Origin of the sequence: Achromobacter sp., from assembly GCF_036567245.1 — a bacterium.
In the GTDB taxonomy this organism is placed as follows: Bacteria; Pseudomonadota; Gammaproteobacteria; order Burkholderiales; family Burkholderiaceae_B; genus Achromobacter.
Window position 1 is genome coordinate 1 of the sequence record NZ_DATCUY010000106.1, and the last position, 18,699, is coordinate 18,699.

An 18,699-nucleotide genomic window follows, 5' to 3' on the forward strand; every position below is an offset into this window, starting at 1 on the left:
GGCGACCCCGCTGATCGCGGCCGTGCGCAGCATGCCGAGCGCGCGCGCCTCGATCACGGCGCGCAGAAAGCCCGACTCGGCGTCGAACAGGCTGAACAGCGAGCCGCCGCCGCTCTTGGTATGGACCCAGGTCTTGAATCCCGCATAGCCGCCGGCGCCAGTCTGCACCGAACCCAATGCATGCATCGAACTGCCGTCGCCCCAGGTCGCCAGCGCCTTGGGCAGGTTGCGGGCCTGCTCGCGCCCTTGCGCGACCAACATGGCGTGCAAGGCTTCGATCGCCTTGGGAATGTCCAGCACCGAGACCACGTCCCGTTCCGTCAGGTACCGCAGCGCATCAGTCATGCGCGTCTCCTTGTTCGTCGGCGGCAGGCTCGTCCGCCACCGTGTTGACCAGTGTCCCGATGCCGGGAATTTCGACTTCCAGCGTGTCGCCGGCCTTCATGAAGCGCGGCGGCTTGCGGCTGGAGCCGACGCCTTCGGGCGTGCCGGTGGCGATCACGTCACCGGGCGACAGCCGAGTGAAGCTGCTGATGTAGGCGATCAGTTCGGGAATCGGGAAGATCAGGTCGGACACCTGCCCGTGCTGCATGACCTCGCCGTTCAGGCGGGAAATGACTTCCAGGCACGCCGGATCGCCGATCTCGTCGGCGGTGACCAGACAGGGGCCGAGCGCGCCGCTGCGCTCGAAATTCTTGCCCGGCGTCACCTGCGCGTTGTGCTTCTGGAAATCGCGTACGGAGTTCTCGGCCATGCAGGTGTAGCCGGCCACGTGCGCCAGGGCGTCCTGGGCAGCGATATGGCGGCCGCCCCGGCCGATCACCACGGCCAGTTCGGCCTCGTAATCGAACCGGTCAGAAGCTTGCGGTTTCCACACGGGGTGGCGATGACCGACAAAGCTGTCCGCAAAGCGCGCGAACAGCGAGGGATGCGCAGGCAGCTCGCGCCCGGCCTCGGCCACATGGCGGCCGTAGTTCAGTCCTACGCAGAGGATCTTGCGCGGCGCCACGACTGGCGGCAGCAGACGCAGTCCGGCCAAGGGCAGACCGGCCTGGCCCGACGTCTCGGCGGCGCGCGCGATCTGCTCCACCCCGGCCTCCAGCGCCGCGACCGTGTCGGGCCAGACATGCGTCAGCACCACGACCTCGGTGCCGCGCAACACGCCCCAGGCGCTGCGGCCTGCCTGAACGAAGCTGATGAGCTTCATGTTGTCTCCTGTGCTTGCGGTGGCCCATGGCATGCATTGATGGATTTCTTTGCATGCATTTCTTGCCTTATCCGCACTTGAATTGCTGTTTTTCTGAATTATTGCATGCAATTTTGATAAATCGCAAGGCGGATTCAGATTTTTTATTGACTATTGCATGCAATTTTGACGGTACACTGAAAGCCTTCAAAGACCGGGACCCGCCCACATCTCTCTATGGCCGCACAAATCGATAAAGTCATTTCGGAACTCCGGGACATGGTGCTTTCGGGCGCCCTGCAGCCCGGGGAACGCGTGGTCGAATTGCAGTTTTCAGCGCGTCTGGGCGTGTCACGCACCCCGTTGCGCATCGCGCTGACCGAGCTGGAGAAAGAGGGTCTGTTGGAACGGCTGCCTTCGCGCGGCTTCCGCGTGCGGGCCTTCACCGTGGACGAGATCGGCGATGCGGTGGACGTACGCGGCGTACTCGAAGGCATGGCGGCCCGCCTGCTGGCCGAGCGCGGCGCCTCGCAGGACGTGCTGGACCGGCTGTCGCAGGCGGTGGACGAAGGACGCGCCCTGCTGGCGCCGGCCCGCCGCGATCCCAACACCACCGTGGACGCGCGCGCCTGGGGGCAGATCAACCGCCGCTTCCACGAAATCCTGTGCGAGGCCGCGGGCAATCGCGCGCTCTTGTCGGCGCTGGAACACAACAACAAGACGCCCCTGGCCGGCCCGGCCGCGCTGACCCTGCCGTCCACACCGTCGCTGCTGGAAACGCCGTTCGTGCTGCGCGCGCAGGCGGACCACGAAGACCTGCTGCGCGCCATTACACGCCGCGAGGCCGTGCGCGCCGAAAACCTGATGCGCGAACACGCCTACCGCAGCCGTGAAAACAAGCGCGTGCTGCTGGAATCGCTGCGCGGCGCCCTGCCCGCGCAGCCCGGGCTATCGGACGTCAGCGCTTAAACAGGACCCCACTGCATGCAACTCATCCCCGACCTTTCCGCCCAGGCGCAGGTCTCGCGCGACCTGATCACAGCCCTGCGCCGCGATGCGCCGCTGGTGCAGTGCCTGACCAATTTCGTATCCATGAACACCGCGGCCAACGTGCTGCTGGCCATGGGCGCGTCGCCCGCCATGGTGCATGCCCAGGAAGAAGCGCCCGAGTTCGCGCGCCTCTGCGGCGCGGTCGTGATCAATATCGGCACCCTGTCCTCGCCCTGGCTGGACAGCATGCTGCTGACCGCCGCGTCGGCCAACGAGACCGGCATTCCCTGGGTGCTGGATCCGGTGGCCCACCATGCCACCGCCTTCCGCCGCGATGCGGTGCGGCGCCTGCTGGACCTGCGGCCCGCCATCATCCGCGGCAATGCCTCGGAGATCATTGCGCTGGCCGGCGGACAAAGCGCGGGCAAGGGCGTGGATGCGGGCGATGCGGTCGCGCAGGCGGAAGCATCGGCGCACGCGCTGGCCGCAAGCCGAGGCACGGTGGTGGCTGTCACCGGCGAAATCGACTACGTCACGGATGGAACGCGCGCCGTGCGCATCACGGGCGGCTCGCCCCTGATGCCACGCGTCACGGCCACCGGCTGCGCGCTGACGGCGCTGGTCGGCGCTTGCGCGGCAGTGTCCAGGGAGGATCCGTACTCGGCGGCTGTTGCCGCCTTGTCGTGTTTCGCCATCGCGGGCCAGCGCGCCGGTGAATTGGCGCCAGGACCCGGATCTTTTGCGTGGCGCTTCCTGGATGCGCTGGCAGCTTTGGAGGCCGACAGCCTTACCCGGGAATCACCGCTGCGCTAGGGTCCGCCGACAGCCCCTGCACCCTACATGCGGTACTGCAGGCTCAGCATCGCATTGCGCGGCGCGCCCGGCATGTTCAGGTTGGGGCTGCTGCCATGGGCCGACACGATATAGCCGGCGTCGAACAAGTTGTACACGTTCAACTGCACCGAGTACGGCCCCTTGCGCCACCACGCCGCGGCGTCGGCCGTCACGTAGCCCGGCAGCCTGACGGTGTTGCCCGGATTGGCGAAGCGCGCGCCAACCAGGTTCAGGCCGGCGCCCACGCCAAAGCCCTCTCCCAGGTCCTTGGTGACCCAGACATTGCCGGCGTGGCGCGGCGTCAGCGTCGCGCGTTTGCCTTCCACGTTCTTGCCGCCGTCCCGGGCAATGGATTCAGTGATGCGGGCATCCAGGTAGGCATAGCCCAGCATCGCGCGCCAGCCATTGCTCAGATCGCCCGACAAGGTCCATTCCGCGCCGTCCGTGCGCTGCGTGCCGACCGGCACCAGCGTGTTGGTGACGGGATTGTTGACCTTGATGTCGGTGCGCTCCAGGCGGAAGACGGACACCGTGGTCGACAGCTTGCCGTCGAGGAAGTCGTACTTGGCGCCGATTTCGTAGTTGGTGGTTTTCTCGGGCGCCAGATCGGCGTTGTTCGCAGCCAGCGAGAACGCTTCGCCGGAAGGCTGGTACGACTGGCTCCACGAAATGTAGTACGACTGCACCGCGTCGGGCTGGAACACCAGGCCCAGGCGCGGGCTCCAGTTGGAATCGGTGCGGGCCAGGTTGGTGCCGTTGCGGCGGTCTTCGGTCTTCTGTTCGAAGCGGTCGTGGCGCACGCCGCCCAATACCTTCCAGTGTTCGCCCAGCGACACCATGTCCTGCACGTACAAGCCCAGAGTGTTGAAACGGCCCAGGTTATTGGTGCCGGGACGGCCACCAATCTGCAAGGGCAGCGTGGGTAGCACCGGATCGAACAGGTCGACAGTGGCCACGTTGTTGGCCGAGTAGTTCACCAGGTCCTTGTTCTGCTGGCCGACCTCCACGCCGTACAGGATCTCGTGCCGCACCGCGCCCCACTGCGCGCGCTGCGTCAGTTCGGTCTGGTTGGTCCAGCCGTGCTCTTCGCGCAGCACGTTGGAACGATTCAGGGTCACGGTCCGCGCGGCCTCGTTCACCGTGCCGGGCAAGGTGTTGTTGCGGTCCAGCGTGTAGTGGTAGTAGCGCGTGGCGTTGCGCAGCGACCAGTTCTGATTGAAACGGTGGTTCAGCGTGGCGGCATAGGACTGCACCCGCGCCTGCGAGTAGTCCGCGTCGCGCGCGTTTTCGGCGCCGTAGTAGGTGGAAGGATCCACGTCCACCGGCCGGCCGTGATAGGCGGGGATACCGAAGTCCGTGACGCGGCGGTCTTCGAGGAATTCGGTCTGCAGCAGCAGCGTCGTATCCTCGCCCAGGCGGAACTGTGCGGAAGGCGCTATCGCCTTGCGGTCCAGGAACTGCTTGTCGCGGTAGCTGTCGCCCTTCTCCACCGCGCCGGTCAGGCGCCATGCCATGCTGCCGCTTTCCGTCGAGCGGCCCAGGTCCAGATCCAGGCGCCGGTCATTCCAGGAGCCGTAGCTCAGGCCCAGTTGCGTGATGTCCTCGCCAGGCTTCTTGGTGATGCGGTTGATCAGGCCGCCCGATGATCCCCGGCCGTACAGCACCGCCGCCGGCCCCTTGATGACGTCGATGCGTTCGACGTTGGACAGGTCGCGGAAGTACAGCGCATCGTCGCGGAAGCCGTCGACGAACTGGTCGGCGATGGCGGTAAAGCCCCGGATCGACACCTGGTCGCGCTGCCCGTCGCCTGTGGAGAAGCTCACGCCCGGCACGTTCTTCAATGCGTCCTGCATCGAATTGGCGTGCTGATCGCGCATGACCTCCGCGGGCACCACGTTGACGGTCTGCGGAATATCGCGCAAGGGCACGTCGATCTTGGTGGCGCTGGACGAGTCAGGCGGGTTGTAGCTTTGCGCGGCTTCGTCCTTGCCGTACACGCTCACGGCGGGCAAGGTCGGAGTGCTGGTCTGGGCTTGCGCGGGAGCCGGGCTGGCCAGGGGCGCCAGGGCAAGCAATGCTGCGGATATCGAACGAGGGGCGTGCATGGCCGTGCTGCGTCTTTCTAAAGTAGTTTGAAATGGAACGATCGGCGATTTTCCTGTTAATAAGAATCGGTCGCAATCGTTTTATCATTTCGTTGCCCGCGGGCCACGATAAATGAGACAGCCGTCCAATTCAGTTTCCTGTCAGTGGGTGTATGCAACCCGTGCGCGAACCCTGGCCGCGCCTGCCACGGCCCATGTCATGGACGGGTCACATGCTGTCCCCAAAATTCCTTTCCTTCAAACGCGGAGGAAAGATGGTGAAGCCGAATCTGGGAAAGATCCTTGCAATGTCCGCCAGCGCCGCACTGCTGGCGGGTCTGGCCGCTTGCGGCGGCGATAACGACGACGATGACGCGCCCGAGACGCCGCCGCAGGCCAGCGTCCCCCAGGGCTCCACGCTGGACGTGGCCATCCTGGGCACCACCGACCTGCACGCCAACGTGCTGGGTTACGACTATTACAAGCTGGCCGAAGACAAGAGTTACGGCGTGGACCGCACGGCCACGCTGATCGCCAATGCCCGCAAGCAGAACGCCAACACCCTGCTGTTCGACAACGGCGACACGATCCAGGGCACGGCCCTGTCCGACTACCAGGCGCTGGTGGCGCCGGTGCAATGCAGCGACATGCTGGCGATCTACAAGCAGATGAAGCTGCTGGCCTATGACGCCGCCACGCTGGGCAACCACGAGTTCAACTATGGCCTGCCCTTCCTGTCGCAGGTCACGAATGCGAACTTCGGACTGGCTGGCATCGGCAAGGGTACAGCGCAGACCAACCCGGCTGGCGCCAAGGATTGCGCGGCGCCGGGCTTCCCTTTCGTTTCCGCCAACGTGGTGTCGGCTGCGAACAAGCAGCCCATCTTCAAGCCCTGGGTCGTACTGGACAAGACCTTCAAGGCCACCGATCCCAACGGCAAGCAGATCGACGTCGCACTGAAAGTGGGCGTGATCGGCTTTGCGCCCCCGCCCATCCTGCAATGGGACAAGGCCAATCTGGAAGGCCACGTCGAAGTCGCTGGCTGGAAGGAGTCGGCGCAGCGCTACGTGCCGGAAATGCGGGCGGCCGGCGCCGACCTGGTGGTGGCGCTGGCGCACGGCGGCATCGACATGGTCACCGCCTACAGTCCCGCCATGGAGAACGGCGCCGGCTACCTGAGCCAGGTCCCCGGCATCGACGCCTTGATCACCGGCCACCAACACCTGCTGTTCCCCGACACCAACGCCAAATCGCAATTTGCGGGCCAGCCCGGCATAGACCTGGAGAAAGGCCTGATCAACGGCGTGCCGGCGGTGCAGGCTGGCCAGTGGGGCAATAACTTGGGGCAGATCACGCTCAAGCTTGCGTATGACAAGGGCTGGCAGGTGCAGAAGGACGCCACGCGCGTGCAGCGCATCTCCACGCGCCTGACCGCGCAGAGCGGCGCCACGCCCGCGACCTACGTCGAGCCCGATGCCGCCACGCAGCAGCTGGTGCAGGCGGAACACGCGGCCACCATCGCCTACGTCAAGACGCCCATCGGCCAGAGCCGCTTCGACATGGCGACCTATTACGCGCTGACGGGCGACGTGTCGGCGCTGCAGATCGTGAACATGGCGCAGATCGACTATCTGACGGACTACATCGCCAAGAACAAGCCGTCATACGGCGCGCTGCCCATCCTGTCCGCCGCCGCGCCCTTCAAGGGCGGACGCAACGGCCCGGGCGACTTCACCTACGTGAAGCAGGGCAACATCGCCATCAACAACGCCGCCGATCTGTACCTGTATCCGAACACCCTGCAAGTGGTGCGGATCAGCGGCGACATCGTGCAGCAATGGCTGGAGAAAACGGCCGAACAGTTCCGCCAGATCGACCCGGGCCAGGTCGCACCGCAGGATCTGATCGACACGAGCTTCCCGACCTTCAACTTCGACGTACTCTACGCCGCCGGCAACACCCTGCAGTATGAAATCGACGTGACCAAGCCCAAGGGCTCGCGCATCACGAAGCTGACATACCAGGGTGCGCCGCTGGATCCAGCCGCGCAATTCCTGGTGGTCACCAACAACTACCGCGCCAGCGGCGGCGGCGACTTCCCCGGTCTGGTCGGTGGCAAGGGCGACATCGTGCTGCAAGCGCCGGACGCCAGCCGCGACGTGTTGATCAGCTACATCAAAAAGCATCCGGACCTGGACCTGGCGACCTATGGCCTGGACCGCAGCTGGCGCTTCGCGCGGGTGGGCGCGTTGGCTGGACCGGTGGTGTTCTCGTCGGTGCCGGGCACGCTGGCCATGGCCGCGGCGCATGGCGTGGACAACGTCACCGTGCATGACGCCACGCCTGATCCGGTGACCCAGTTGTCGCGTTACGCGGTGGATCTCAGCCGCTAAGGCTGGCGGTAGTAGACGCAGATGCGCCGGCCGCCGATCTCGTGCACCTCGATCGGCAGCTCGTACAGTTCGCTCAGGACCTCCGGCCGGACCAGTTCGGCCGGAGTGCCCTGGCGCGCGATGCGCCCTGCCCGCATCGCCACGATGCGGTCCGCGTAAGTAGACGCGAAATTGATATCGTGCAGCACCAGCACCACGGTCTTGCCGAGTTCGTCGGCCGCGCGGCGCAGGGTGCCCATCATGGCGACGGCGTGCTTCATGTCCAGGCTGTTCAAGGGCTCGTCCAGCAGCACGTAGCGCGTGTCCTGGCACAGCACCATCGCCACGAAGGCGCGCTGGCGCTGTCCGCCCGACATTTCGTCCAGGTAGCGGTCGGCCAGCGGCTCCAGGTTCAGGTAGGCGATGGCGCGATCGATGTGGTCCTTGTCTTCAAGCGTCAGCCGGCCGCCCGTATGCGGATAGCGGCCGAACGCGACCAGGTCTCTGGCCGTCAGCCGCAGCGGCAGGTGATTGTCCTGGCGCAGGATGGCCAGACGGCGCGCCAGCTCGCGGCTGTCCGCCCGGGTCACGTCCAGGCCTTCCACCAACACCCGCCCTGCGGACATCGGCAGCAGGCGGCTGACCATGGACAGCAGCGTGGATTTGCCCGCGCCATTGGGGCCGATGATGGCCGTGACGCCGCCCGCGGGCAGCGACAGGCTGACCTCGTCGACCACCACGCTGTCGCCGTACTGCTTGCTGACTTGCTGGATCTCTATCATCGGCGCCCCCTGCGCAAGATCAGGACGAGGAACATCAGGCCGCCCAGGAATTCGATCACCACGCTGACGGTGGTGTTCAGGCCCAGCACCCGTTCGAGCAATGTCTGGCCGCCGACCAGGAAGATCACGCTCAACAACACGGCCGCCGGAACGGTGTGGCGGTGCCGGTCGGAACCCATGGCCTGATAGGCCAGGTTGCTGACCAGCAGGCCGAAGAAGGTCACCGGGCCGACCAGCGCCGTGGACACCGACACCAGCACCGCGATGGCGGCCAGCGTCAGCATCAGCGTGCGGCGATAGTCCACGCCCAGGTTCACCGCGATGTCGCGGCCCAGCGCCAGCACGTCGTAGCGGCGCCGCATGCGCCATACCAGCAGGGACGCGGCGCACACCGCGGCCAGCGCAATCGGCAGCAATCCCACGCGCACGGTGTTGAAACTGGCGAACATGCGGTCCTGCAGCACCAGGAACTCGTTGGGATCTATCAGCCGCACCACGAAATTGGACAGGCTGCGGAACAACAAGCCGAAAATGATGCCCACCAGCATCATCAGATGCAGGCTGCGCACCGCGTCGGAGAACAGCCAGCGGAACAGCAGGCAGGCAAACGCCGTCATGGCGCCGACCTCCAGCAGGAACGCGGCGACCGGATGGCTGGCGGCGGTGGCCGCCTGGCCAAAGCCAAACACCACCACCGCCTGGATCAACAGGTACAGGGCGTCGAAGCCCATGATGGCCGGCGTCAGGATGCGGTTGTGGGTGATCGTCTGGAACAGCACCGACGACACCGCCACGGCATAGGCCACCAGCAGCATCGCCGCCAGCTTGGCGCCGCGAAACGGAATCACGAAGGACCACTGGCCATTGGCGCCCAGCGTCATGAATGCGGCGGCGCAGGCCAAGGCGGCCGCGCCCAGCAGCCACAGGCGCCAGGCCTGCGGCGCCCGGACCGGCGCCGGCACGGAGATTGCCAGTTCAGCCAAAGCGGTTCCTCCGCGTGCGCAGCAGCCACAGGAACAGGATGCTGCCCAGCACGCCGACCACGGTGCCGATGGGAATCTCGTAAGGGTGGATCACCAGGCGTCCGATGACGTCGCAGGCCAGCACGAAAACGCCGCCCAGCACCGCTACCCAGGGGATGGAGCGGCGCATGTTGTCGCCCAGCACCAGGCTGACGGCATTGGGCACGATCAGGCCCAGGAAGGGAATGCTGCCGGCCGTCACCACCACCACCGCCGAAATCGCGGACACGATCAGCAGTCCCGCCAGCGTCAACCGCGCATGGTTCAGGCCGAGGTTGGCGGCGAACTCGCGGCCCATGCCCGCCACCGTGTAGCGGTCGGCTGCCGCGTAAGCCGCACAGGCCAGGCCGAAGCCTATCCACAGCAGTTCATAGCGCCCCCGCAGCACCCCTGAAAAATCGCCCGTGGTCCAGGCATGCAGCGACTGCAGCAGATCGTAGCGATAGGCGACGAAGGTAGTGGCGGCGTGGATCACGCCGCCCAGGATCAAGCCGATCAAGGGCACGATGAAGGGCGTGCGCAGCGGCACGCGCTTGAGCAAGGCCAGGAACAGCAAGGTGCCGGCCAGCGCAAAGCCGGTGGCTGTCAGCATCTTGCCGATCACGGGCGTGTCCGGCGCCAGCAAGGTGACGACCAGTATGCCCAGGGTGGCGGACTCCACGGTTCCCGCCGTCGTGGGCTCCACGTAGCGGTTGCGCACCAGCATCTGCATGATCAGCCCCGCCACCGCCAGCGACATCCCGGCCAGCAGCAAGGCCAGCGTGCGCGGTATCCGGCTGACCATCAGCAGGCGCCAGGCCCGCTCCGCGTCCTCGCCGCCGCCCCACAGCGCAGCCAGGCTGAGCTGGCCCGCGCCCAGGCTGATGCTGGCCGCGCACAGGGCCAGCAGCAAGGCGACCGCCGTCGCCAAACCGCCCCAACCGTCTATCGACTGCCGCCAGCTCACCCGCAATGCTCCCGCCGCTCAGACATAAGACTTTACTTTCCCGCCGCCAGCGCGCCCGCGATCTCGTCCACGTTCTGCTGCATGGCGGTCAGGCCCGCGCTGCCCAGCAGATACCAGTTGTAGCCGTTCAGATAGACCACGCGCTTGTTCTTCCAGGCCTTGGTCGGACGCACCAGCTCGTTGTCCAGCATGCGCTGGGCCGACACGCCTTCGCGGCCGATGGCGGCATCGCGATCAATCACGAACAGCCAGTCAGGGTCGGTCTGGGCGATGTACTCGAAGGAGATCGCCTGGCCGTGGTTCGACACGCTCAGCCCCGTCGTCGCCGGCTTGATACCGAACGCGTCGTGGATCACGCCAAAGCGCGAACCGGGACCGTAGGCGCTCATCTTGCCGCCGGTGGTCAGCACGATCAGCGCGGTGCCGGCGCTGGCCGCCTTGTTGTTCAAATCCGCAATGGAAGCGCGCAAGGCGTCGAGCTTGGCCTTGGCGGCATCCTGCTTGCCGTAGATGGCGGCCAGCGTTTCGGTGTTGCGCGTGACGCTGCCCACCAGATCCTTGGCGTTCACCGTCAGGTCCACGGTGGGCGCCAGCTTGGCCAGCTCGTCGTACTTGGGCGCGGAGCGGCCCGCCACGAAGATGAGCTGCGGCGCGGCGGCGTGGATCACCTCGTAGTTGGGCTCGAACATCGAACCCACCTTCAGGTAGCGCTGATCGGCATACTGGCTCAGCTGCGGCGGCCACTTGGCGACCGTCGGCACGCCCGCCACCTCCACGCCCAGCGCATGCAGCATGTCCAGCACGGCCAGGTCCATCACCACCGTCTTCGCCGGATTGGCCGGCACGGCGGTTTCACCGCGCGCGTGCTTCACCGGCACCGTCGCCTGCGCCGCGCAGACTGCCGTGGCGGCGCCGAGGACCAGCGCGGCCCCGGCCCGGACCGCCCAACGCCGGGCGCGGCTTGCTTGCGTTTGCTTCTTCATGCGTACCTCTTCATGTTGCGGGCGCCAGGCGCCCTTTCAAACTCAGAACTTCACGCCCACGCCCAGCCAGTAGCGGCGGCCGTCCTCGACGTAGCCGAAGTCGTCATACGTGATCTGCTTGTCGAACAGGTTGTAGATGCCGGCGTACACCGCCACGGTCTTGTTCACCTGGTACGAGCCGCCCAAGTCCACGAAGGTGTAGGAAGGCGCCACCACCGACGAGGACGACGGGCCGGTGATGGGCTGGCTTTCCTTGCCGCGGTAATTCACGCGCGCCCATGCCTGCAGCGCATCCGAGGCCTGCCAATTCACCGTGGTGGTGAACAGGTGCTTGGGCAGCTGGTTCAGCGGCTGGCCCTGGTACTGGCCGGACTTCTGCTCCGACTTGGTGAAGGTATAGCTGCTGGTCAGGGACCAATCGCGCGACAGCGGCAGCTTCAGGTTGGCTTCCACGCCGCGGGAATTGGCCTTGTCCACGTTCATGTAGGTGGTCGGGTCCGAGCCGAACTGGTTCGGCCCGTCCGTGCACTGGCTCGCCGGGCATGCCACGCGGGTGATCTTGTCCTTGAAGTCGTTGTTGAAGACGGTCAGGCCGGCGTTGAAGCCTTCGCCGTCGTCATACAGGATGCCGATTTCCTCGGTCACCGACTTCTCGGGCGTCAGGTCCGGGTTGCCGTACATATTGCCGCCGCGGCTGACCTGGCCCCAGCCTGCCACCGTCTGGCGCAGATCGGGCGCGCGGAACCCCGTGGAGACGCCGCCCTTCAGGGTCCAGCGGTCGGCCATGTGCCAGACGCCGTACAGGCGCGGGCTGAAGTGCGTGCCGAAGTTCTCGTCCTCGTCCATGCGCAGGCCGGTAGTGACGGCGAAGCTCTCGGTCAGGCGCCATTCGTCCTCGGCGAACAAGGCCCACTGGTAGCGGTCCACCTTGCTGGGGCCGTTGGCCAGCTGGTTGCCGGTCTGGTCGTTCAGGCGCTGGCTCAGGTAGCTGCCGCCCAGGGTCAGCATGTGCGAACCCAGGGGCAGCGTCCAGCTCGTCTGGAGGTCCAGGTTCTTGATCTTCATCTGGCGCGAGCGGTTGTCGAACTCTTCCTGCTGCACGTAGCTGTCCGACACACCCCAGCCCCAGCGCCCAGTGTGCGACAGCGCCCACTTGTTGCTGCGGTAGTCGGTCTCGGACGAGGCCGGGCAACCATTGCGCCCGCAAGCCTGGCCGGGCGGCAGCGGCGCGACCGTCTTGCCCAGCGTTTCGTGCAGCTTCTGGCGCATGGTGGTCGCTTCCAGCACGATGTCGTGGTCGCGGTTGGGGGTCAAGGCAAGCTTGGCCGTGACGCTTTCGGAATTGCGCTTGCGGAAGCCATCGACGATATTGTCCTCGTCGCGCTGCGTCGCCTGGCCGTAGATCTGCAGGCCCAACAGGTCGGTCTTGATCGGGCCGGACAGATAGAAGTTGCCCTGGTAGATGTCGCCCGACTTGTTGCTTTCCTGGATCGTCGTGTCCAGGCGGATCTCGCCGCCCCACTCCGAAGGCACCTTGCGCGTGATGATGTTGATCACCCCGCCCATGGCGTCCGAGCCGTACAGCGAAGACATGGGGCCGCGCACCACTTCGATGCGCTCGATGGCGGAAAGCGGCGGCGTCCAGCCGCCTTCGACGCCCGAGGAATCCGAGTTGGTGCGGGTTTCGCGCGAATTCTGGCGCTTGCCGTCGATCAGGATCAGCGTGTATTTGGGTCCCATGCCGCGCAGGCTGATGTCCTGGCGATCGCCGCCGCCGGTGACGATCACGCCCGGCACGTCCACCAGCGCATCATTGATGTCGCGGTAAAACTTCTTGTCCAGGTCCTCGCGGGTGATCACGCTGATCGACGCCGGCGCGTCCTGGATCTGCTGTTCATAGCCCGAGGCTGTCACCACCACGGTATCCAGCGTCTTGGCGCTGTCCGCGCTTTGCGCCCACACCGGCTGGGCCACGCCGAAACCCGCGGCGCACAGGGCTGCCGCCAGTTGCGTGCGCGAACCCGGACCGCGCCGGCCGGCGACCATTTGTTTGCTGCTCATGATTCCAATTTCTCCCGTCCCAGGCCCGCGCCGCACCCCGCGTGCGGCGTCCGTCCTGCCCCGTATTTATTAATGAAAACCATTCTCATATTAGAATTGGACCTGCCGGGAGCCAGCAACACGCTTTCCGCAACTTTTATCTTCTTTGAACTTCTTGACACTCCGGCCCGCGGCCATAAGCCAAACTGCCGGATGCAGAACCGACGATACGCATGCCTTTTTCCCACGCTCCGGCGACTCGCCGCATCCTGCTGATTGACGACGATGTCGAGCTCGCGCAGATGCTGCGCGAATACCTGGAACCCGGCCATTGCCAGCTCGCCCTGGCGCATAGCGGCGCGCAGGGCCTGGCCCTGCTGGCGCAAGACGACTACGACCTGGTGCTGCTGGACCTGATGCTGCCCGACGGCAACGGGCTGGATCTGCTGAAGCAGTACCGCCAGCGCTCGCGCCGGCCCGTCATCATGTTCACCGCCCACGGCGGCGAGACGGACCGCGTGCTGGGCCTGGAATTCGGCGCCGACGATTACCTGGCCAAACCCTTCAGCCCGCGCGAGCTCAAGGCCCGCATCACCGCGGTGCTGCGCCGCTTCGAAGAAGTGCCCGACGCCGTCCGGCCCGCCCTGGCGCTGGGCGCGGTGTCGCTGGACCCGGCCACCGGCCTGTTGCGGGTGGGCGACAGCGAAATCGCGCTGACCGGCGCCGAGCAGCGCATCCTGGAAATCCTCCTGCGCACGCCGGGCCAGGTGGTCGGGCGCGACCAGATCGGCCTGTACGCGCTGGGCCGCAAGCCGGACCGCTACGACCGCAGCATCGATACCCACATCAGCTCGCTGCGCAAGAAACTGCGCAGCGACAGCGGCCCCGAAACGCTGGCCATCCGCAACCTGCGCGGCCTGGGCTACGTGCTGGCGAGCGCGGACTGATGGCCTGGCTGCCCGCCCGCTCGCTGTTCTGGCGCGCTTTCCTGACCTTCTGGGGCGCGATGGCCGTCATCCTGGTGAGCGGCATGGTGCTGACGGCCGCCGTCGCCTGGTACCGCTTCAACTCCCTGGACGGCCTGAATCCCGGCAACCTCACGCGCGATGCGGCGCAGATCGCCCGCAGCGAAGGCGCTGACGGCCTGAAGCGCTGGGTCCAGGCCATGGACCAGCGCTACTCGGCCCTGAAGATCTACGTCATGGACATCCAGGACGCCGACATCCTGGGCCGGCGGCTACCCGCCCGCATGGAAGACTGGCTGAGCGACTTCCGGGCCGGTCCCGATCGCTCGCCGAAGGCGGACTACCTGCCCGCCGACCCTTCCGGCGAACGCGTCTCCTGGTGGGAACCGCAAAAGCTGGTGCTGGCCGATGGCTCGGTGCTGCTGATGCTGTTCCTGCCGTTCGATTCTTCGCATTGGGAAGTGCTGGCTTTGTCGCCCGTCGCCCTGGCGCTGGTGCTGTTCGCGCTGGCCGTGACCGCGCCCTTCTGCTGGGCCTTGAGCCGCCACGTAACCGCGCCCTTGGCGCAGTTGCGCCAGACCACGCACGCCTTGTCCGCCGGACAGCTGGACGCGCATACGCCCGCCAAGCTGGCTCGCCGCAAGGACGAACTGGGCCTGCTGGCGCGCGACTTCGACGCCATGGCCGACCGCCTGAAAGCCCTGGTCGACACGCGCGAACGGCTGCTGCACAACATCGCGCACGAGCTGCGCTCGCCGCTCGCGCGGCTGCGGCTGGCGGCCGAACTGGCGCGGCGCAAGGACGAGCGCCAGGACCTGCAGCTGGACCGCATCGAACTGGAATGCGAACGCCTGGACGCGTTGGTCGGCAACACCTTGAGGCTGGCGCGCCTGGGCGCCCTGCCCGTACCCACGGAAACCCTGGACCTGGCCGAAGTCGTTTCGGACGTGGTCGAGGATGCGCGTTACGAGGCCGGCGGCCGGCAGATCCGCATAGAGTGGGACCAGCGCGCTCCGGTGCCCCTCATCGGCGACCGCTGCAGCCTGGCCAGCGCCATCGAGAATGTGCTGCGCAACGCCCTGCGCTTCGCGCCCCCGCACAGCGCGATCCGGGTGCGGCTGCTGTCGAACGCGCACGAGGCCTGCCTGGAGATCGAAGACTGCGGGCCGGGCGTGGCAAGCGAGGAGCTGGAAGCCTTGTTTGAGCCCTTCTATCGCACCGCCTCCGGCGCGCGCAAGGCCGGCAGCGGCGCCGGGCTGGGGCTGTCCATCGCCCAGGCCGCAGTGGCCGCGCACAAGGGCAGGATGTCGGCCCGCAACACGTCGCCGCAAGGGCTGAGCGTGCGGCTGGAACTGCCGCGCCTGGCCGGCTGAGCCGGGTCAGCCAGGTCAGTCGGCATCAGCCAGGATCGCGGCCGGCAGCCGCGGCAAGACCCGCATGGCATTGGCCGTGGTGGCATGCGCCACCTGCGCGGGCGTGATGCCGCGCAGTTCCGCCAGCGTGGCGGCAATGCGGACCAGCTCCGCCGGCGCATTGCGTCGCTGCGGCGGGTGCAGCCAGGCCGGGGGAATATCCGGCGCATCGGTTTCCAGCACCAGGTGCGCCAGATCCACATCCACCGCGTGGCGGCGGATCTGCAAGGCGCGTTCATAGGTCATGGCACCGCCCATGCCCAGCGCGAAGCCCTGTTCTATGAAGGCCTGCGCCTGCTGCGCGCTGCCATTGAAGGCGTGCGCGATGCCGCCCACGCGCGGGTGGCGGCGCAGGTACTTCAAGAGGATGTCCTGCGATTTGCGCACGTGCAGCAGCACCGGCAGGTGGAACTCGGCGGCCAGCGCCAGTTGCGCGGCGTAGAACCGTTCCTGGCGTTCGCGCGGTTCGCCGGAAGCTATTTCGGGAACGAAGAAATCCAGGCCGATCTCGCCGATGGCGACGAAGCGGGGATCGCCCAGCGATTCCTTGACGGTGGCGCGCAACGCGTCCAGGTCATCATCGCTGGCGCGCTGCACATACAGCGGGTGGATGCCCAGCGCGTAGGCGCCGCCGGCGGTCTTGCCGGCCAGATCGCGCACCACGGAAAAATTGGCGCGCTCGACGGCGGGAATCACAATGGATTGGACATCCGCCTCGCAGGCGTCATCAGCGACCTGCTCGCGATCAGCGTCGAACTCGGCGGCATCCAGGTGGCAATGGGTATCGATCAGCATGGGCGCGACCTCCTTGCCCGGATTATCGCCCGGCGCGCCCTAACCCGAAACCAGGCGGCCGTTTTCCATGAGCAGTTGGCGGTCGGCGCGGGCGGCCAGTTCCGGGTCGTGCGTGACGATGGCGAACGCCGTGCCGGATTCCTGGTTCACCCGCGTCAACAGTTCGAACATATTGTGCGCAGTGTGGCGGTCGAGATTGCCGGTGGGCTCGTCGGCCAGCACGCAGACGGGGCGCGTGACCAGGGCCCGCGCCAGCGCCACGCGCTGCCGCTCGCCGCCGGACAACTGCCCCGGGAAATGTCCTTCGCGGGCGGCCAGGCCCACCATGCCCAGGACTTCATGCGCGGCTTCCCGCGCGCGGTCGCGGCTCTCGCGGCGCACGATCAAGGGCATCGCCACGTTGTCCAGCGCGGAAAACTCCGGCAACAGGTGGTGGAATTGGTAGACGAAGCCCAGGCTGCGGTTGCGCACCGCGCTCTTGCGGCCCTCGGACAGTCCGACGGCGAGCTGGCCATCCACCGATACCGAGCCGCTGGTGGGCACGTCCAGCAGGCCCAGGATATGCAGCAGCGTGCTCTTGCCGGAGCCCGAGGCGCCGACGATGGCGACCATCTCGCCGCGCGCCACCGTCAGGCTGACGTTGCTCAACACTTCGATGCGCGCGGGGCCTTCGTCGTAAACCTTGACGATATTGTCGGCCTGCAGCGCGGGAGTCAGCATGTCAGTCATGGCGCAGCACCTGTGCGGGTTGCAGGCGCGAGGCGCGCCAGCTGGGATACAGGGTCGCCAGCAGCGACAGCACCAGGGAGGTCACGCCGATGGTGACGATGTCGCCCATCTGCGGATCCGAAGGCAAGGCGCTGATGAAATAGATTTCGCGCGGCAGGAAATGCACGCCCAGCAAGCCCTCGATGAAGGGCACGATCACGTCGACGTTGTAGGCAATGAGAATGCCGCCCGCCACGCCCAGCAGCGTGCCGATGACGCCGATCAGCGCCCCCTGCACCAGGAAGATGCGGGCAATCTCGCGCGGCCCCGCGCCCAGTGTGCGCAGGATGGCGATGTCGGACTGCTTGTCCTTCACGGCCATGACCAGGGACGACAGCAGGTTGAACGCAGCCACGGCAACGATCAGCGCCAGGATCAGGAACATCATGCGCTTTTCGGTCTTCACGGCCGCGAACCAGGTGCGGTTGTTGCGCGACCAGTCGCTCGCCATCATGTAGGGCGGCAGCACCTTTTGCAGTTCAGCCGCCACTTCCGGGGCACGCTGCATGTCGGCCACGCGCAGGCGCACGCCGGCAGTGCCGCTGTCGCGGAACACGCGGGCGGCGTCCTCGTCGTCGACGAAGGCCAGCGAGGAATCGTATTCGTAGTGGCCGGACGAGAACACGCCCACCACGGTGAACTGGCGCATGCGCGGCGTGAATCCCGCCGGGCTGATCGAGCCTTGCGGCGCCATCATCAAGAGCGTATCGCCCAGCTTCACGCCCATGCCGTCGGCCAGCTCATTGCCCAGCACCACGCCGAAGCTGCCGGGTTTCAGGTCGGTCAGCTTGCCCGACACCATCTGGCGCGGCAGGTCCGACACATTGCCTTCGGTCTGCGGATCGATGCCGCGTACCTGCACGCCCCGCAAGGCCTGCCCGCGCACCAGCATGCCTTGCGCCGCCACGAACGGGGCGCCGGCCTTGACCGCGGAGTTCTTCTCGGCGGCGGCAGCGAACTCCTGCCATTTCTCCAACACCCGTTCGGGCGCGGCCCCGGGAATATAGAGTTCAATGTGCGGCAGCACCGACAGCATGCGGTCGCGCACTTCCTTCTGGAAGCCGTTCATCACGGACAGCACCACGATCAGGGCGGCGACACCCAGCGCGATGCCCGCCATCGAACTGGCGGCGATGAAGGAGATGAAGCGATCGCGGCGGCCGCGTCGCTCGCGGATTCTGGCCAGCCCGGCATAGCGGGCGCCTATCCATAGTTCGTAGGGTATTTTCAGCACGTGCGCATTATGGCATTAACCGCCTGGATTCCGGCCCGCGGATGTGCGGTTCAGAGACCAGGCGTTTCAAGCTATGGCAGTCCGCGGCGCCGCTTAGTTCCCGGCGCCTGCGGGGACTACAATCGCGCCCATGCTGATCGTCATTCCGGGCGCCCTGCCCGCCCTTCCCGTTGCCGCCGAACTGGCCAAGCTGTTGCCCGAACGCGCGCCCACGCTGCATGGCTGGCTGCTTGCCGGCAGCGCCCGGCCCCAGGCCCATGACCGGCGCGCGCAGGGCTGCGCACCC

At 66.6% G+C, this 18,699-nt stretch carries 15 protein-coding genes and 1 pseudogene; 5 read left to right on the plus strand and 11 right to left on the minus strand.

All coding sequences use genetic code 11. The features are described from left to right. Together VIR09_RS04735 and VIR09_RS04740 are read right to left on the minus strand one after the other, a co-directional pair. Window positions 1-345: pseudogene (locus tag VIR09_RS04735) on the minus strand (ornithine cyclodeaminase family protein); the annotation flags it as partial. After that, the gene (locus VIR09_RS04740) at window positions 338-1,207 is read right to left on the minus strand and encodes a fumarylacetoacetate hydrolase family protein (RefSeq protein WP_332011829.1); all 870 of its coding nucleotides are present in this window, start codon (window positions 1,205-1,207) and stop codon (window positions 338-340) included. The pseudogene VIR09_RS04735 and the gene VIR09_RS04740, both read right to left, overlap by 8 nt. A 216-nt stretch (window positions 1,208-1,423) precedes the next feature. Here VIR09_RS04740 and VIR09_RS04745 point away from each other — a divergent pair, with 216 nt between their 5' ends. Then, window positions 1,424-2,155, plus strand: a complete 732-nt coding sequence (locus VIR09_RS04745) for a GntR family transcriptional regulator (protein ID WP_332011830.1) — start codon at window positions 1,424-1,426, stop codon at window positions 2,153-2,155. Window positions 2,156-2,170: 15 nt separating this feature from the next. Continuing rightward, window positions 2,171-2,989, plus strand: a complete 819-nt coding sequence (thiM, locus tag VIR09_RS04750) for a hydroxyethylthiazole kinase (RefSeq protein WP_332011831.1) — start codon at window positions 2,171-2,173, stop codon at window positions 2,987-2,989. Between the two features lie 23 nt (window positions 2,990-3,012). Here thiM and VIR09_RS04755 read toward each other — a convergent pair whose 3' ends face one another. After that, a complete protein-coding gene (locus VIR09_RS04755) occupies window positions 3,013-5,115 on the minus strand; it encodes a TonB-dependent siderophore receptor (protein ID WP_332011832.1) in 2,103 nt (700 codons plus the stop codon). A 287-nt stretch (window positions 5,116-5,402) separates the two neighbouring features. Between VIR09_RS04755 and VIR09_RS04760 the strand changes: the two genes are divergently transcribed. Next, window positions 5,403-7,487: a 5'-nucleotidase C-terminal domain-containing protein gene (locus tag VIR09_RS04760; protein ID WP_332011833.1), complete on the plus strand. Its 2,085-nt coding sequence runs from the start codon at window positions 5,403-5,405 to the stop codon at window positions 7,485-7,487. Here VIR09_RS04760 and VIR09_RS04765 read toward each other — a convergent pair. Genes VIR09_RS04765 through VIR09_RS04785 form a run of 5 tightly spaced genes read right to left on the minus strand, consistent with a single transcriptional unit; the run spans window position 7,484 to window position 13,260 of the window. Next, window positions 7,484-8,248 carry an ABC transporter ATP-binding protein gene (locus tag VIR09_RS04765; RefSeq protein WP_332011834.1) on the minus strand — a complete coding sequence of 255 codons (765 nt, stop codon included), beginning with the start codon at window positions 8,246-8,248 and terminating at the stop codon, window positions 7,484-7,486. The genes VIR09_RS04760 and VIR09_RS04765 overlap by 4 nt on opposite strands. Then, entirely contained in the window at window positions 8,245-9,231 is a 987-nt protein-coding gene (locus VIR09_RS04770; RefSeq protein WP_332011835.1) for an iron chelate uptake ABC transporter family permease subunit, read from the minus strand. Before VIR09_RS04770 ends, VIR09_RS04765 begins: the two co-directional genes overlap by 4 nt. After that, window positions 9,224-10,216: an ABC transporter permease gene (locus VIR09_RS04775; RefSeq protein ID WP_332011836.1), complete on the minus strand. Its 993-nt coding sequence runs from the start codon at window positions 10,214-10,216 to the stop codon at window positions 9,224-9,226. The genes VIR09_RS04770 and VIR09_RS04775 overlap by 8 nt, the downstream gene beginning before the upstream one ends. 32 nt (window positions 10,217-10,248) lie before the next feature. Next, a complete protein-coding gene (locus VIR09_RS04780) occupies window positions 10,249-11,199 on the minus strand; it encodes a siderophore ABC transporter substrate-binding protein (RefSeq protein WP_332011837.1) in 951 nt (316 codons plus the stop codon). 42 nt (window positions 11,200-11,241) lie between these two features. Beyond that, window positions 11,242-13,260 (minus strand): ligand-gated channel protein, encoded by a 2,019-nt coding sequence (locus VIR09_RS04785; RefSeq protein WP_332011838.1) that lies wholly within the window; start codon window positions 13,258-13,260, stop codon window positions 11,242-11,244. A 212-nt stretch (window positions 13,261-13,472) separates the two neighbouring features. On the opposite strand from VIR09_RS04785, the gene VIR09_RS04790 reads away from it, so the two are divergent. Together VIR09_RS04790 and VIR09_RS04795 are read left to right on the plus strand one after the other, a co-directional pair. Further along, complete coding sequence (locus VIR09_RS04790; protein ID WP_332011839.1) at window positions 13,473-14,186, plus strand: response regulator transcription factor; 714 nt, start codon at window positions 13,473-13,475, stop codon at window positions 14,184-14,186. Further along, the gene (locus tag VIR09_RS04795) at window positions 14,186-15,577 is read left to right on the plus strand and encodes a sensor histidine kinase (protein ID WP_332011840.1); all 1,392 of its coding nucleotides are present in this window, start codon (window positions 14,186-14,188) and stop codon (window positions 15,575-15,577) included. The genes VIR09_RS04790 and VIR09_RS04795 overlap by 1 nt, the downstream gene beginning before the upstream one ends. Window positions 15,578-15,592: 15 nt before the next feature. On the opposite strand, the gene VIR09_RS04800 is transcribed toward VIR09_RS04795, so the two are convergent. Genes VIR09_RS04800 through VIR09_RS04810 form a run of 3 tightly spaced genes read right to left on the minus strand, consistent with a single transcriptional unit; the run spans window position 15,593 to window position 18,365 of the window. Continuing rightward, window positions 15,593-16,411 (minus strand): TatD family hydrolase, encoded by an 819-nt coding sequence (locus VIR09_RS04800; RefSeq protein ID WP_332011841.1) that lies wholly within the window; start codon window positions 16,409-16,411, stop codon window positions 15,593-15,595. 39 nt (window positions 16,412-16,450) lie between these two features. Beyond that, window positions 16,451-17,140: an ABC transporter ATP-binding protein gene (locus VIR09_RS04805; protein ID WP_332011842.1), complete on the minus strand. Its 690-nt coding sequence runs from the start codon at window positions 17,138-17,140 to the stop codon at window positions 16,451-16,453. Next, the gene (locus tag VIR09_RS04810; RefSeq protein WP_332011843.1) at window positions 17,133-18,365 is read right to left on the minus strand and encodes a lipoprotein-releasing ABC transporter permease subunit; all 1,233 of its coding nucleotides are present in this window, start codon (window positions 18,363-18,365) and stop codon (window positions 17,133-17,135) included. Before VIR09_RS04810 ends, VIR09_RS04805 begins: the two co-directional genes overlap by 8 nt. Window positions 18,366-18,699 lie beyond the last annotated feature (334 nt).

Bases quoted from the DNA above. Each gene is read 5' to 3' on its own strand.
- VIR09_RS04740 (WP_332011829.1), bottom strand. From the start codon at position 1,207: ATGAAGCTCATCAGCTTCGTTCAGGCAGGCCGCAGCGCCTGGGGCGTG.
- VIR09_RS04745 (WP_332011830.1), top strand. From the start codon at position 1,424: ATGGCCGCACAAATCGATAAAGTCATTTCGGAACTCCGGGACATGGTG.
- thiM (WP_332011831.1), top strand. From the start codon at position 2,171: ATGCAACTCATCCCCGACCTTTCCGCCCAGGCGCAGGTCTCGCGCGAC.
- VIR09_RS04755 (WP_332011832.1), bottom strand. From the start codon at position 5,115: ATGCACGCCCCTCGTTCGATATCCGCAGCATTGCTTGCCCTGGCGCCC.
- VIR09_RS04760 (WP_332011833.1), top strand. From the start codon at position 5,403: ATGTCCGCCAGCGCCGCACTGCTGGCGGGTCTGGCCGCTTGCGGCGGC.
- VIR09_RS04765 (WP_332011834.1), bottom strand. From the start codon at position 8,248: ATGATAGAGATCCAGCAAGTCAGCAAGCAGTACGGCGACAGCGTGGTG.
- VIR09_RS04780 (WP_332011837.1), bottom strand. From the start codon at position 11,199: ATGAAGAAGCAAACGCAAGCAAGCCGCGCCCGGCGTTGGGCGGTCCGG.
- VIR09_RS04785 (WP_332011838.1), bottom strand. From the start codon at position 13,260: ATGAGCAGCAAACAAATGGTCGCCGGCCGGCGCGGTCCGGGTTCGCGC.
- VIR09_RS04790 (WP_332011839.1), top strand. From the start codon at position 13,473: ATGCCTTTTTCCCACGCTCCGGCGACTCGCCGCATCCTGCTGATTGAC.
- VIR09_RS04795 (WP_332011840.1), top strand. From the start codon at position 14,186: ATGGCCTGGCTGCCCGCCCGCTCGCTGTTCTGGCGCGCTTTCCTGACC.
- VIR09_RS04800 (WP_332011841.1), bottom strand. From the start codon at position 16,411: ATGCTGATCGATACCCATTGCCACCTGGATGCCGCCGAGTTCGACGCT.
- VIR09_RS04805 (WP_332011842.1), bottom strand. From the start codon at position 17,140: ATGACTGACATGCTGACTCCCGCGCTGCAGGCCGACAATATCGTCAAG.